This window comes from Burkholderia sp. AU31652 (assembly GCF_002223155.1).
Lineage (GTDB): Bacteria > Pseudomonadota > Gammaproteobacteria > Burkholderiales > Burkholderiaceae > Burkholderia.
Genome location: NZ_NKFG01000003.1, coordinates 1,195,186 through 1,209,861, shown reverse-complemented (window position 1 = coordinate 1,209,861; position 14,676 = coordinate 1,195,186). Strand labels below are relative to the sequence as shown.

Below are 14,676 nucleotides of genomic sequence, written 5' to 3'. Positions count from 1 at the left end.
CCTTCGTCTCTCGTGCCGACGTGGCAGGCCATCGCCGCACCGTCCGCTATCCCGCGGTTCACGGCGACGAGCCTCCATCCGCAAGTCTCGTCAGGTCGGCACCGCTCGGGACGGCGCGATCGTGACGCAGTCCGAAGCGCCGACAGGCGCGCCCGTCTCGTCATCCGCCGTGTCGCGACACACACCAGGCCCGAACGAAAAAAAGCCAGGCCCTGTGCGATACAGGGCCCGGCTTTCCATCCATCCGGTTCAATCTCTACCCGACCTCGACGAAGCTGGCGGCCGCACTACCGTTGCGGCCCGGCACGGCTCACGCGTCTTCGAGCGCTTCCGCAGCGGTTCTCGGCAAGCGCACGATGAAGCGGCTGCCCTGCCCCGGCGTCGACGTCACGTCGATCGAGCCGCCATGGCGCACGACCACGGCCTTCACGAACGGCAAGCCGAGCCCAACGCCGCGGCTGGCGTCGCGGTGCGAGCCGTCGACCTGAAAGAACGGCTCGAACAGGCGCGGCAGCGCGCCGGCGGGGATGCCGATCCCCTGATCCTGCACCGTCATCGTCACCTGCCGATCGTCGGCAGCGATCCATACGTCGACCACCGTCTCCTCGTCCGAGTACTTGATCGCGTTGTCGAGCAGATTGGTCAGCGCACGCAGCAGCATGTCGCGATTGCCGGACACGAACACGTCGTCGCCCTCGTAATGCGGACCTTCGACGCGGATTCGCTTCGCATTCGCGCTGTGCCACAGATGATCGACCGCCTCCGTCGCCAGATCGTTGGCGGACACGGCCACGTAGGCGCGGGTGTCGAGATGCTCGGCGCGCGACAGCTGCGTGAAATCCTGTGCGACGCGCAGGCTGTAGTCCACCAGCTTGTGCAGGTCCGTCAGGAAATCCTCGTCGGTCGCGCCGTCGGCGCGGTTGCGCTCCTCGAGCAGCGACAGCACGGTCGACAGCGGATTGCGCAGGTCGTGCGCCATGTGTCGCAGCGTCAGCCGGTCGCTTTCGACCGCGGCCTTGATGTTGTGGATATCGACGAAGCAGATCATGCTCGCCGTGGAACGATGCTGCTCGCCGTCGCCGAACGGCGTCACCATCATCATCTGCGTGCGCCCGTTCAGCGTCAGCTCCGCCGAGTGAATCTTGCCGCTCGCCTTCGCGATCCGCACTTCGTCGTGCGCGATCGACAGCACGTGCCGGACGGCCGCGTCGCGGTCACCCGCGGTGTCGAACGTCTCCAGCATCGCGCGGCCGCCCGCATTGCACAGCAGCAGCCGGCCGTGCTGTTCGACGAAGATCGGATACGGCAACGTCTCGATCATGTCGACATAGGCCGTCTGCCAGGCGCGAATCTGCTGCATCGCGATCTCGACTTCGTCCGCGCTCGGCAGCTCGGTATCGGCGCCCGCCGCGTGCGGCAAGCCGGCGAACGCATGCTTGCCGGCCAGCCGGTGCAGCAGCCCATATTCCTTCAGCATGAACGTCCGCAGGCTGCCGGCACGCCGCCAGCCGCAGAACGCGAAAATCAGCGCGCACACGGCAAACATCGGCCCGAGCGGCATCCAGTACGACCAATGCACCAGCAGCACCAGCGAGACGGAGACGAACGTGGCCATCCACGCGATCGCGAATGCGTACATGCGCCAGCCCGGCACCAGCATGCAGATCAGCAGCATCCCCGTCGCGACCGCGACGCTGACGCCAACCTGGATCGCCGCCGGCTCGCGCCGCAGAATGCGGCCATCGAGCAGCGCCTGCGTCACCAGTGCATCGACCTCGACGCGCCGCAGCCGCCCCCCTTCCGACGTCGACAGGTCGTACACCCCGGAAAAGTCCGATATCGCGTCGCCGATGAAGACGATGCGACCGCGCCACGCCGACTCGGGAATGCGCCCTTTCAGCACGTCGACGTATGAATAGCGATCGAGGTCGAAGCGCGCAGGCAGGAACAGCGCGAGCGAACCGGTCTCGACATGCCCCAGATTCGACACGTGGTCCTGCACCTGGTGGCGCACGTCGCCGGCCGGCAGCGACGCACCCGCCACGCGAATCGCCTCCAGCGCCACGTGCGGCAGTTCCGCCTCCGCGTTGTCCGCGTGAATATAAGGCACGATGCCCTGCACCAGATGGTCGCTGCCCAGCACCACGCTGCGCTGGCCGATGGCCGCGGCCGCGGCACGCAAGCGCGCCTCGGGCAACAGCACGGTGTCGGCACGCGTGGCCTCCTGCGATACGTGGGCAGGCAGCACGACGTGCCCTTGCCGCGCGATCGCGCCCGCCAGCGGCCGATCGCCGGACGCCGCGCTGAACATCGTCATGTCGAGCACGACACTCGCGGCGGCACCCAGCCGATCGAGCACCTGCGCATGGGACGTCCGCGCATAGCTTTCGCCGCTGCCGAGTTCGGCAATGGTCTTGTTGTCGATCGAGATGACGACGACCTCGTCACGATCCCCGTGATCGACGCCGGTCACCACCAGGTTCCAGTACAAACGGTCGAGCGGCGACAGCAACGCCTCGGCGGTCGGCGTGCAGCTGAGCACCGCCAGCAACACCGCGCCGGCCGTGAGCGGCCATACGGCAGGTCGAACGGATGTTGCAATTTTCAAGACTCGATTGAGCCAGTCAGGCATGGTTTGGTCCACGTTATTGTTTTATTCGCCCGAGTTCGTTGCAGTCGCGCACTTCCTGCATGGTTGCGGCCACGGCCACATTTTTCGTCGCGCTCGCGATCCCGCCACGCGACTAGCGCTCAGGCGGCCCCGGGTCCCTCAACAGGCAACCGCACGGCATGCTGCCGCGGGTTCCAATGTCGCCATGTTGCCGGAACCATCTCGATTTTTATTAGGCACCGGGTCCAATTAGACCTCGTCCCATATGGTTTCTATTTCGTTTCGGACTCGTCCTAATTTTTGCCATTCAGACGGTCGTCAGGACGCGTCGATACCGTGCCGGTGCGACCCGTTCGGGATCCTCGATCCCAGTTGAGTTCGTGCAGACGATGCGGTTGTTTGCCCTGGATGTTCACCCGTGAAGCGATCCTGCCAAACTTTGATGAACGGCGAGAAATTTCGCAACACGTTTTTCCCGACCGAATGGTTTGCCGACGCACGTCGAGACGAAGCCGGCGTCGGGCTGAATTTTCGCAGCGAGACGGGCCAGCCCCGGCCAGTGTGTGGCAGGCCGTTCGACGTGAACACTTTTCATCGCTTTCGATGAAATTGTGTTGACAGCCTCTTCGGACACGCTATAATTGCGTTCTTTCGCGATGCAGCAACAAGCGAAACGTGCCCAGGTGGCGGAATTGGTAGACGCACTAGGTTCAGGTCCTAGCGGTGGCAACATCGTGGAGGTTCGAGTCCTCTCCTGGGCACCATCTGTTTTATAAAAAGGTCGGCTTCTAGCCGGCCTTTTTTCATTTCCGGCGCCGAAAATACGCGTCAATCGCAAGATGGCGTCGCCGCACATGCAAGCGGCTCGCATGCCCCTCCTTCGCCCCACCGAACAGCGTGCTCAATTATTTTCGTTCGCGACCTGAAATTGTGTTGACAGCCTCTTCGGACACGCTATAATTGCGTTCTTTCGCGATGCAGCAACAAGCGAAACGTGCCCAGGTGGCGGAATTGGTAGACGCACTAGGTTCAGGTCCTAGCGGTGGCAACATCGTGGAGGTTCGAGTCCTCTCCTGGGCACCATCTGTTTTATAAAAAGGTCGGCTTCTAGCCGGCCTTTTTTCATTTCCGGCGCCGGAAACGCACCTCCCCCATCACCGAGGGCAAACCAATCACTTTGGTTTGCGCGCCCCGGCATGCGGCAAATCCGGCAACAACCCGGCGCCACACGGTCGTACTCCCCTCAAGCCACCTGCATCCGATTTTCTCGATCTCCGCGATCCATCCCCGATTCCAAACACCTCGCACCAACGTCCCGCTTCCACCGAAACCGGGATTTCCCTAGGCTGACACGCCGACGTGCGCGCGGTTAAATAAATCAACGTGATTTATTTAATGCGCTGCCAGACGGCGCACCATGGAAGGAGACGCCATGAGAAGCCCGCACTTCGGCCAGGGAAGCAACTCGGCCAACGTGCGCCGTTACAACGAGCGCCTGCTGCTGAAGACGCTGCGCCGCGCAGGCAGCGCGTCGAAGGCCGACCTCGCCCGCCTCGCGAGCATGACGGGTACGGCAGTCGGCAGCATCATCGCGTCGCTCGCCGATGCGAAGCTGATCGAATTCGCGGGCCGCACCGAAGGCCAGCGCGGCCAGCCGGCCTCGCTGATCCGCCTCGACCCGCGCGGCGCGTTCGGCATCGGCGTCCATCTCGACCGCATGCGCATCGAAACGGCGCTCGTCAACTTCGCCGGCGACGTGCTCGGCCGCCGCTCGCACGACACGCTGCTGCCACCGCCCGCCGATGTGCTCGAGATCGTCCGCCACGACATCGACGCGATGCAGGCGCTGCTCCCCGACCACGAGCGCGCCCGCCTGACCGGTATCGGCGTCGCCCAGCCCTACAACCTCGGCGCGTGGATGCGCGAACTCGGCCTCGCACCGGACACGTTCCGCGCGTGGGAAGACGTCGATTTCGCGGCCGACCTCGGTCGCATGTTGTCGCTTCCGGTGTTCGGCGAAAACGACGGCAACGCAGCCGCCATCGCCGAGCTGTTCTACGGATACGGCCGGCAGTGCGACGACTTCGTCTACCTGTTCATCGGGCCGGCCATCGGCGGCGGCATCGCGATCGACGGCGACTGCCTGCGCGGCGTGACCGGCAATGCAGGCGACATCGCCGTGATTCCCGTGCCGCCGAGCCGGCTGGCTTCCGCGCCGCCCCCACGCGGCCCGTGGGACATCCTGCTCGCGCGTGCATCGCTGCACGCGCTGGTGCGCCATCTGCGCCATCACGGTGAAACGGTCGACAACCGGGCCGATCTCGAAGCGTGCATCGCCCGCGGCCTGCCCGCCGTCGACGAATGGATCGATGATTGCGTCGACGCGCTTGCGCCGGCATTGCGCGCGGTGCTGTGCGTGGTCGACGCGCCGGTGGTCGTGCTCGACGCCGATACCGACGCGGGCCTGCTCGACGCGGTCACGACGCGCCTGCGCGCCGCGCTCGTGGCCACCGCGCCCGAAGCCCGCGGCACGCCGGTGCTCGTACGCGGCACGTTCGGCGCCGACGCCGGTGCGATCGGCGCGGCCACGCTGCCGATGTTCTTCAACTTCTCCCCGCGGGCCGGCATCCTCAAGGGCGCCCGCACCGACTCGCAGGAGGTCAACCATGTCGCGATCTGAGTCGCCCCGCCCGTTGCTCGAGATGCGCGGGATCAGCAAGACGTTCCCGGCCGTGCGCGCGCTCGACAACGTCAGCCTGACCGTCTATCCCGGCGAGATCCATTCGCTGATGGGCGAAAACGGCGCGGGCAAATCGACGCTGATGAAGATCCTGTCGGGCGCCTACCGCGCCGACGCCGGCGGCGAGATCCTGATCGACGGCGCCCGCATCGACATCGACGGCCCGCTTGCCGCGCGCGATGCAGGCGTCGCGGTGATCTACCAGGAACTGTGCCTGTCGCCGAACCTGAGCGTCGCGGAAAACATCTACATCGGCCGCGAACTGCGGCGCGGCAACCGGCGCTGGGGCACGATCGACCGCGCGGCGATGGCGCGCGGCTGCGAGGACGTGCTCGCGCGCCTGGGCGCATCGTTCGGGCCCGACACGCTCGTCGACACGCTGTCGATCGCGGAGCAGCAACTCGTCGAGATCGCACGCGCCGTGCACACCCGCGCACGCATCCTCGTGATGGACGAGCCGACCACGCCGCTGTCGTCGCGCGAAACCGAGCACCTGTTCCGCCTGATCCGCCAGTTGCGCGAGGAAGGTCTCGCGATCATCTACATCAGCCACCGGATGGCGGAGATCTACGAGCTGTCCGACCGCGTGTCGGTGTTGCGCGACGGCGCGTACGTCGGCACGCTGGAGCGCGCATCGCTGTCGGCCGAGCGCCTCGTCGCGATGATGGTCGGCCGCGACATCTCCGGCTTCTACAAGAAGGAACACGCGCCGTACGACCCCGGCCACCTGCTGCTGTCGGTCCGCGACATCGCCGACGGCGCACGCGTGCGCGGCTGCAGTCTCGACCTGCACGCCGGCGAAGTGCTCGGCATCGCGGGGCTGGTCGGCGCAGGCCGCACCGAACTCGCGCGGCTGATCTTCGGCGCCGAACCGCGCGTGCGCGGCGACGTGAAGGTGGGCGAACGCACGTTCGGCGCGCACTCGCCGCGCGACGCGATCGACGCGGGTCTCGTCTACCTGACCGAAGACCGCAAGCGCCAGGGCCTGTTCCTCGACATGAGCGTGCGCGACAACATCAACATCTCGGTCTGCAACCGCGATGCGCGGCTCGGTGCACTCGATCTCGCGCGCGGCGCCGAACGCGCGCGGGACGCCATTGCGTCGCTGTCGATCCGCGTGCCGAACGCGAACGTCAACGTCGGCGCGCTGTCGGGCGGCAACCAGCAGAAAGTGTTGCTGTCGCGCCTGCTCGAAACGAAGCCGCGCGTGCTGATCCTCGACGAACCGACACGCGGCGTCGACATCGGCGCGAAATCCGAGATCTACCGGATCATCAACGAACTGGCCCGGGCCGGCGTGGGCGTGATCGTGATCTCGAGCGAACTGCCGGAGATCATCGGTGTCGCCGACCGCGTGCTCGTGATGCGCGAAGGCGAGATCGCCGGCGAACTCGGCGGCTACACGCAGACGCCCATCACGCAGGAAGCCATCATCGCGCTCGCCACCGGCTCGCAGGCCGAACTCGCCGACGCGCACTGAGCCTCGCCCTTTTCATTTCCTTCTTACATCCAGGTTACCGAAATGATCAACCCGACCAAGCAGCGGAACCTCGCTTCCGCGACGGCCCAGCCGGTGGCCACCCGCACGCCGCTGTTGCGCGGCGCCGATCAACGCGCCCGCATGCAGTCGCTGATCCGCACCGCCGGCATGCTGCCGGTGCTGCTGGTCCTGTGCATCGGCTTCGGCTTCCTGACCGACGGTTTCTTCACGCTGCAGAACCTGTCGATCGTCACGCAGCAGGCGTCGATCAACATCGTGCTGGCCGCCGGCATGACCTTCGTGATCCTGACGGGCGGCATCGACCTGTCGGTCGGCTCGGTGCTCGCCGCCGCGGCCGTCGCGGCGCTACTCGCGTCGACCATCCCGGGCTGGGGCTGGCTCGGCGTGCCGTTCGCGCTCCTCGTCGGCCTCGTGTTCGGCGCGATCAATGGCGGCCTGATCTCGTTCCTGCGCCTGCCGCCGTTCATCGTCACGCTCGGCGCGATGACGGCCGTGCGCGGCGTCGCGCGCCTGATCGGCAACGACACGACCGTGTTCAATCCGCAGTTGCCGTTCGCGTTCATCGGCAACGGCACGATCCTCGGCGTACCGTGGCTCGTCGTGATCGCGTGCGCGGTGATCGCGATCTCGTGGTTCATCCTGCGCCGCACGGTGCTCGGGATGCGCATCTATTCGGTCGGCGGCAATCCGGAAGCCGCGCGCCTGTCGGGCATCAACGTGCGGGCGATCCAGCTGTTCGTGTACGCGGCGTCGGGGCTGCTCGCCGGCCTCGGCGCGGTGATGTCGGCCGCACGGCTCTATGCGGCCAACGGCCTGCAGCTCGGCCAGTCGTACGAACTCGACGCGATCGCCGCGGTGATCCTCGGCGGCACGAGCTTCGTCGGCGGCGTCGGCTCGATCGTCGGCACGCTAATCGGCGCGCTGATCATCGCGGTGCTGACCAACGGGCTCGTGCTGCTCGGCGTGTCCGACATCTGGCAGTACATCATCAAGGGGCTCGTGATCATCGGCGCCGTCGCGCTCGACCGCTACCGCCAGCGCGATTCGGCGCGTACCTGAGCCCCTGCCCGTCCATTCAACCTGGCGGCGCAGGCCGATCCCTGCGCCCACCCGCCAAGCCACTTCACGGAGACACCACGACATGTTCAAGCACAAAGCCGCCCTGACCGCCGTCGCCTGCGCACTCGCCTTCGGCGCTTCCGCCGCGCACGCGGCCGACAAGCCGCTCAAATCGATCGGCGTCACGGTCGGGTCGCTCGGCAACCCGTACTTCGTCACGATCGTCAAGGGCGCCGAGGCGCGCGCCAGGCAGATCAACCCGAATGCGAAGGTCACGGCCGTATCGGCCGACTACGACCTGAACAAGCAGTTCACGCAGATCGACAACTTCATCTCCGCGCACGTCGACATGATCCTGCTCAACGCAACCGATCCGAAGGCGATCGAGCCGGCGGTGAAGAAGGCGCAGGCGGCCGGCATCACCGTCGTCGCGGTCGACGTCGCGGCAGCCGGCGCGAACGCGACCGTGCAGACCAACAACGTGAAGGCCGGCGAGCTGGCCTGCGACTACATCGCGAAGAAACTCAACGGTAAGGGCAACGTGATCATCGAGAACGGCCCGCAGGTGTCGGCCGTGATCGATCGCGTCAACGGCTGCAAGACCGTGCTCGCGAAAAGCGCCGGCATCAAGGTGCTGTCGAGCGACCAGGACGGCAAGGGCTCGCGTGAAGGCGGGATGAATGCGATGCAGGGCTACCTGACGCGCTTTCCGAAGCTCGACGCGGTGTTCACGATCAACGACCCGCAGGCAATCGGCAGCGATCTCGCCGCGAAGCAGCTGAACCGCCCGAACATCGTGATCACGTCGGTCGACGGCGCGCCCGATATCGAGGTCGCGCTCAAGTCGAATACGCTCGTGCAGGCGTCGTCGAGCCAGGACCCTTGGGCGATGGCGCAGCAGGCCGTCAACGTCGGCTACGGGATCATGAACGGCCAGAAGCCGGCCAACCCGATGATCCTGATCGAGCCGACGCTCATCACGCGCGACAACGTGAAGAGCTACAAGGGCTGGAGCACCCCGCGCTGATCGCGCCCCCGTCCGCCCGAGCAACCGGGCGGTGCAGGGCCGCGTCGCTGCATGCGACGGCCCGCGCTGCCCGCCTTTTCAGATCAATCGCTGCATCGCCGCGCACAGCGGCGCGGCACAAGGTTTCGACATGACGACGACGTTTCCCCGCCTGATCGTATTCGGCGAAGCATTGACCGATTTCATCCGCGACGACGCACAGCACTGGCACAGCATCGCCGGCGGCTCATGCTGGAACGTCGCGCGCGTCGGTGCGCGACTCGGCGTGCCGACGGCCTTCGCCGGCACGGTCAGCCGCGACACCTTCGGTGACGAGCTGATGCGCAAGAGCGCCGACGCGGGGCTCGACCTGCGCTTCATCCGGCAGGTCGATCGCGCGCCGCTGCTCGCGATGGTCGTGTCGAAGCAGCCGCCCCACTACTTCTTCATCGGCGAGAACAGCGCCGATCTCGCATTCGATCCGGCGGACCTGCCCGCCGGCGCACTCGACGCGGCCGAGATCGTGCACGTCGGTTCGCTCGGTGTCGTGCGCGAGCCGCTCGCGTCGCGCCTGATCGACGTGGCGCAGGCTGCGCGGGCGGCCGGCAAGCGGATCTCGTTCGACCCGAACTTTCGCGCACCGATGGCCGCGCCATCGTATCGCGACACGTTGCGCCGGCTGGCCGGGCTCGCCGACTGGATCAAGGTATCCGACGAGGATCTGCGCGGGCTGTTTCCCGAACTCGATGAAGCCGCCGCGCTCGCACAACTGCGCACGTGGGCGCCGGACGCCGCGATGCTCGTCACGCGCGGCGCATCCGGCATGCAGCTCCTGCATCGCGACATCGTGCTGTTCCAGCCCGCGTTCCCGACCGACGTGGCCGACACCGTCGGCTGCGGCGATGCGAGCATCGGCGGCTGGCTCGCGAGCCAGCTCGCGCGTCCCGATGCATCAGCCGCCGAACACCTGCGCTACGCAGCCGCATGCGCGGCGGTCGCCTGTGCGCATGCAGGCGCCTATGCGCCGACGGCGGCCGAAGTGACCGCCATGATCGATCGCTCCGCCGACGCCGTGATTTCGCCATAGCGCGCGCCGGCGCGCCGCCTCGTCACGCGGCGGTCGTGCCGTCGCTGCCGTCCGGCGGCATCCGGGCCTGCAGCAGTTGCAGGCTCTCGTCGACGCTCAGTTCGGACATTTCGTCGTCGTGCAGCGTATCGTCGGCCGCGCGGCGCAACGCATGCAGCGCGTGCACCTTGAGCCGCACGATCGCGAGCCGCAACCCGCGCGCCGTGCATTCGGCCGCGAACGTGCGCAACGATTCGATCGTCGTGCTGTCGACATCCGGCGTTTCCTCGAGGCTCAGCATCACGGTATGCGCGTCCGGCGCGGCCTTCATCAGCGCACGCACGCGGTTCAGCATCCGGTCCGCATTCGCGAAGAACAGTTGCGCCTCGGGCCGCACGATCAGCACACCCGGCACCGGCTTCGCGTCGGCATGGCTCGCCACGTCGACGAAATCGTGACTGTCGCGCAGCCTGCCGAGCACGCTGACGTTCGGCTCGGACAGCTTGCGCAGCGTCAGCAGCAGGCTCACGCCGATGGCCGCGAGCAACCCGTGCAGCACGCCGAGCACGAGCACTGCGAGCAGCGCGGCGATCACCACGAGGCGGTCGCGATGCCAGGCCCAGTAAGGCCGGAATACCGACGGATGCAGCGAGTGGCTGACCGCGAAGATCACGATCGCCGCGAGCACGGGCTCCGGCGTGCGCGCGAGCTGCGGCAGCAGCAGCCAGACGATCAGCGCGACCACGCCCGCCGCCCACAGGCCGGCAAAGCGCGACTGCGCGCCGGCCGCTTCGTTCGCCGAGGTCGCCGAATAGCCGGCGCCGACCGGCATCCCGTGCAGCAGGCCCGACAAGAGGTTCGCGCAGCCGAGCGCGACGAGGTCGCGGTTCGGCGACACGCTGTCGCCATGCTTCAACGCGAAGTTGCGAATCGATCCGTACGATTCCGCATACAGGATCAGCATCAGCGCGAACGCAAGTTCGACGGTCTGCATCCACGCGTTGCGGTCGAGGGTCGGCAGGCCGAACTCGATATGCTTGAAATCGATATGGCCGACGATCGCGATCCCGTATCGCTGCCAGTCGATCGCGTAGCCGGCCGCGATCGACAGCACGATCACGACGAGCGTCGCGGGCACGCGCGAGCTGCGCCCAAGCGTGAACAGCAACGCCAGGGCAATGGCGCCGAGCACGACGCTCGCGAGATTCGCGTGCGGCGCGCCGGTGATCAGGTCGAGCGCGACACGCGGCGCATCGCTGTGCTGCACCGAAATCGCGAGGATCTTCGGCAACTGCTTGATGACGATCGTCAGTGCGAGGCCGAACGTGAAGCCGCGCAGCACCGGCCGTGCGACGAAGTCCGACATGCCGCCGAGCCGCGCGGCACCGGCCAGGATGAACAGCACGCCCGTCATCGCGACGAGCGCCGCCGCGAGCGCGAGCTGCGCGGCGAGCGCCATCCCCGACTCCGCGAGCACGGTCGCCGCAAGCACGGCGGCCGACGACGACGTCGACGACACGATCGCGAAGCGGCTGCTGCCGGTGAGCGCATAGACGACGAGCCCCGACAGCAACGCGATGAGACCGGCCTGCGGCGGCAGGTTCGCCAGCCCCGCGTACGCGACCGCCTCGGGGATCAGCAGGCCCGCGATCGACAGGCCGGCCAGCGCATCGAGGCCGATGCGTCGCGTGGGCGGCGGCGAAGCCGTGTCGAGCGCGGCGAAATGGTCGGCATGCTGCGGGCCGGCATCGGGGCGGATCGGGGCGGTCGTCATGAGGCGATCAGGGCTTGACGGCGATGACGCCCGACCAGCCGGGCAGATAGCGTGCATCCTGGTCGTGCGCGCGATGCAGTGCGATGTCGAGCGCCTTCGCGAAATTCTTGCGGATCTGGTCGAGCGACACGTGCTGGCGCAGGTAGTCGGCCCACAGGAATTCGCTGAATGGCGTCGCATCCTTCGCATAGCCGCCTGCCGTGCGCAGCTCGCCGGCAAGGCTGCGGTATGGATCGTCCACGAGCCCGGTCAGCGCCTTCGGCAGATTCGCGTAGTCGCGACGCGTGCCGTCCGCGCCGAACGGATGCACCCACTGGTTGTGTTCCATCATCCGCCAGAAGATCGTGTCGTCGAGCCACGACAGGTCCTTCAGCAGCATCGCGTTCACGCGAGCCTCGCCTTCCTCGATCAGCGCGAGGCCGAGGTGGTGGTGATCGGTGATGTAGTGCAGCCCGCCCGGGCCGAGCACGGCCGGAAACCAGTGCGATTCGATCGCGGCCTTGCGTGCCCGCTTGTTGAGCGCCTTCCAGTGCTTGCGCTTCGCCTTGACTTCGCGATAGCCGACCGTCATCTGCGTGGGACGCAGTTCTTCAAGCTTGACGGGAATCAGGTGAACATCGTTGCCGAGAGCCATGGTCGTACCCCATGTTGCGAAATTCCGGCAACGATACTCCTGAACACGCGAGCCGTTAATACGTCATGACCTCGATACGCCTGCGGTTGACGATCTCTGACAACCGCCCGACGCCCCCGCCCCCGCACGACGCCGCGCTACGCGCGCAGATCGTTGCGTTCGAGACGATGCCGAATGTAAGGAATGCCATCGTGCACGACGCTCACGCGGCGCATCCCGAGCTTGCGCGCGACATTCAGCGAACCGCTGTTCGCCTCGGCGATATCGGCGATCACGCGCGGCAGCCGCACGGTGTCGAACGCGTGACGCACGACGGCTGCCGCGGCTTCGCTCGCGATGCCGCGCCCCCATGTCGCACGCACCAGCCGCCAGCCGATCTCGACGTCGCGCGCGCCGTCCGCATAGTCGGGAATCAGCAGGATCCAGCCGACGAACGCATCGGGGGCGGCCTTCTCGAAGATCGACCAGTAGCCGAGGCCCGGCGGATAGTCGCACGTGATCCGGTGCGTGACGAAGCGCCGATGCTCGACGGGATCGTGCCACGGGCCCGCGATGTGCCGCGTGACCTCGGGATCGCGATCCATCGCGAGGCATGCGTCGAGATCGGCCAGCACACGCGGACGCAGCCACAGCCGCGCAGTCTCGAGCACGGGCAGCGTGGCGGCGGAACGTTCGGTCATCTGGACTCCTGATTCGGTGACGATGCGCACCGGGCGCATTACAAAACAGCTACAAACAGCCTTCCGGAATGATACAGAGGCCTGTCGCCGGTCTGGTGCGACGGCATTGCCATTTCCGAAACAGTTCATTTCCTAGGGATTATTCCCGATTCGACGTTATCGCGCCCCACATCGTCCGGCGCCGCCGCCTACACTCGATCCATGCCCCCGCACCGCGCGCAGGCCGGGCCGGCATCCGCATCCACAACGTGAGCGCGCAAGCCAACGAGGAGACCTCGGACATGAGCTGGACCCGCGAACAACGCAACGTCACGATCGCCGCCTACCTCGGCTGGACACTCGATGCGTTCGATTTCTTCCTGATGGTGTTCGTGCTGAAGGACATCGCCGCCGAATTCGGGTCGACGATTCCCGCCGTCGCGTTCGCGCTCACCCTGACGCTCGCGATGCGCCCGCTCGGCGCACTGATCTTCGGCCGGCTCGCCGATCGCTTCGGCCGCCGCCCGACGCTGATGGTCAACATCGCGTGCTACTCGCTGCTCGAGCTCGCATCGGGTTTCGCGCCGAGCCTGACCGCGCTGCTCGTGCTGCGCGCGTTGTTCGGCGTCGCGATGGGCGGCGAATGGGGGGTCGGCTCGGCACTGACGATGGAAACCGTGCCGACCCATGCGCGAGGCTTCGTGTCGGGGCTGCTGCAGGCCGGCTATCCGAGCGGCTACCTGCTCGCGTCCGTCGTGTTCGGCCTGTTCTACCAGTACATCGGCTGGCGCGGCATGTTCATGGTCGGCGTGCTGCCCGCGCTGCTCGTGCTGTACGTGCGTGCACACGTACCCGAATCGCCGGCATGGAAGCAGATGGAAAAGCGCCCGCGCCCAAGCCTGGGCTCCACACTGAAGCAGAACTGGAAGCTCACGATCTACGCAATCGTGCTGATGACCGCGTTCAATTTCTTCTCGCACGGCACGCAGGATCTCTATCCGACGTTCCTGCGCGAACAGCATCACTTCGATCCGCATACCGTGTCGTGGATCACGATCGTGCTGAACATCGGCGCCATCGTCGGCGGCCTGTCGTTCGGCGCGATCTCGGAGCGGATCGGGCGGCGTCGCGCCATCTTCATCGCCGCGTTGATCGCCCTGCCCGTGCTGCCGCTGTGGGCGTTCTCGAGCGGCCCGGTTGCCCTCGCCGCGGGGGCGTTCCTGATGCAGATCTCGGTGCAGGGTGCGTGGGGCGTGATCCCGGTTCACCTGAACGAGATCTCGCCCGACGAGATCCGCGCGACCTTCCCCGGCGTCGTCTACCAGCTCGGCAACCTGCTCGCGTCGGGCAACGCGACGATGCAGGCGTCGCTCGCCGTTTCGCACAACAACAATTACAGCTTCGCGCTCGCGCTCGTGGCCGGCATCGTCGCCGTCGTGATCGCCGTGCTGATCCTGTTCAGCCGCGAGCGGCGCGGCATCGACATGACGCAATCGGTCAATACGCGTAGCACGGTCGGCTGAACCCGCACATTGCCGCATCGCATCATCGCGCGTGCCCCGTCCCGCCGAGGGCACGCGCAATACTTTCCGCATTCGCACATCGAACTAGAGGAATTGGTCCAGA

At 66.7% G+C, this 14,676-nt stretch carries 10 protein-coding genes and 2 tRNA genes; 8 read left to right on the top strand and 4 right to left on the bottom strand.

Translation table 11 applies throughout. The annotated features are described in order from the left end of the window. Positions 1-310: 310 nt before the first annotated feature. Complete coding sequence (locus CFB40_RS08250; RefSeq protein ID WP_256976582.1) at positions 311-2,608, bottom strand: CHASE2 and HATPase_c domain-containing protein; 2,298 nt, start codon at positions 2,606-2,608, stop codon at positions 311-313. Positions 2,609-3,288: 680 nt separating this feature from the next. Between CFB40_RS08250 and CFB40_RS08245 the strand changes: the two genes are divergently transcribed. The 7 genes from CFB40_RS08245 (at position 3,289) to CFB40_RS08215 (ending at position 10,004) form a co-directional block, all read left to right on the top strand. Then, positions 3,289-3,375 (top strand) — tRNA-Leu (locus CFB40_RS08245). Between the two features lie 232 nt (positions 3,376-3,607). Continuing rightward, a tRNA-Leu gene (locus tag CFB40_RS08240) sits at positions 3,608-3,694 on the top strand. Between the two features lie 349 nt (positions 3,695-4,043). Continuing rightward, a complete protein-coding gene (locus CFB40_RS08235) occupies positions 4,044-5,291 on the top strand; it encodes an ROK family protein (protein ID WP_089425905.1) in 1,248 nt (415 codons plus the stop codon). Then, positions 5,278-6,831, top strand: coding sequence for a sugar ABC transporter ATP-binding protein (locus tag CFB40_RS08230; protein WP_089425244.1), 1,554 nt, complete (start codon positions 5,278-5,280; stop codon positions 6,829-6,831). The genes CFB40_RS08235 and CFB40_RS08230 overlap by 14 nt, the downstream gene beginning before the upstream one ends. 42 nt (positions 6,832-6,873) lie before the next feature. Next, complete coding sequence (locus CFB40_RS08225; protein ID WP_039358899.1) at positions 6,874-7,911, top strand: ABC transporter permease subunit; 1,038 nt, start codon at positions 6,874-6,876, stop codon at positions 7,909-7,911. 82 nt (positions 7,912-7,993) lie between these two features. After that, entirely contained in the window at positions 7,994-8,938 is a 945-nt protein-coding gene (locus CFB40_RS08220) for an ABC transporter substrate-binding protein (protein ID WP_089425243.1), read from the top strand. Positions 8,939-9,068: 130 nt separating this feature from the next. Next, positions 9,069-10,004: a carbohydrate kinase family protein gene (locus CFB40_RS08215; RefSeq protein WP_089431404.1), complete on the top strand. Its 936-nt coding sequence runs from the start codon at positions 9,069-9,071 to the stop codon at positions 10,002-10,004. A 22-nt stretch (positions 10,005-10,026) separates the two neighbouring features. On the opposite strand, the gene CFB40_RS08210 is transcribed toward CFB40_RS08215, so the two are convergent. The 3 genes from CFB40_RS08210 to CFB40_RS08200 form a co-directional block, all read right to left on the bottom strand. Next, positions 10,027-11,757, bottom strand: coding sequence for a SulP family inorganic anion transporter (locus CFB40_RS08210; RefSeq protein WP_089431004.1), 1,731 nt, complete (start codon positions 11,755-11,757; stop codon positions 10,027-10,029). A gap of 7 nt (positions 11,758-11,764) precedes the next feature. Further along, positions 11,765-12,391 (bottom strand): ParB-like protein, encoded by a 627-nt coding sequence (locus CFB40_RS08205; RefSeq protein ID WP_089425241.1) that lies wholly within the window; start codon positions 12,389-12,391, stop codon positions 11,765-11,767. 137 nt (positions 12,392-12,528) lie between these two features. Beyond that, positions 12,529-13,071 (bottom strand): GNAT family N-acetyltransferase, encoded by a 543-nt coding sequence (locus CFB40_RS08200; protein WP_089425903.1) that lies wholly within the window; start codon positions 13,069-13,071, stop codon positions 12,529-12,531. 281 nt (positions 13,072-13,352) lie between these two features. Between CFB40_RS08200 and CFB40_RS08195 the strand changes: the two genes are divergently transcribed. Next, positions 13,353-14,573 carry an MFS transporter gene (locus tag CFB40_RS08195; RefSeq protein ID WP_089431403.1) on the top strand — a complete coding sequence of 407 codons (1,221 nt, stop codon included), beginning with the start codon at positions 13,353-13,355 and terminating at the stop codon, positions 14,571-14,573. Positions 14,574-14,676: the final 103 nt, after the last annotated feature.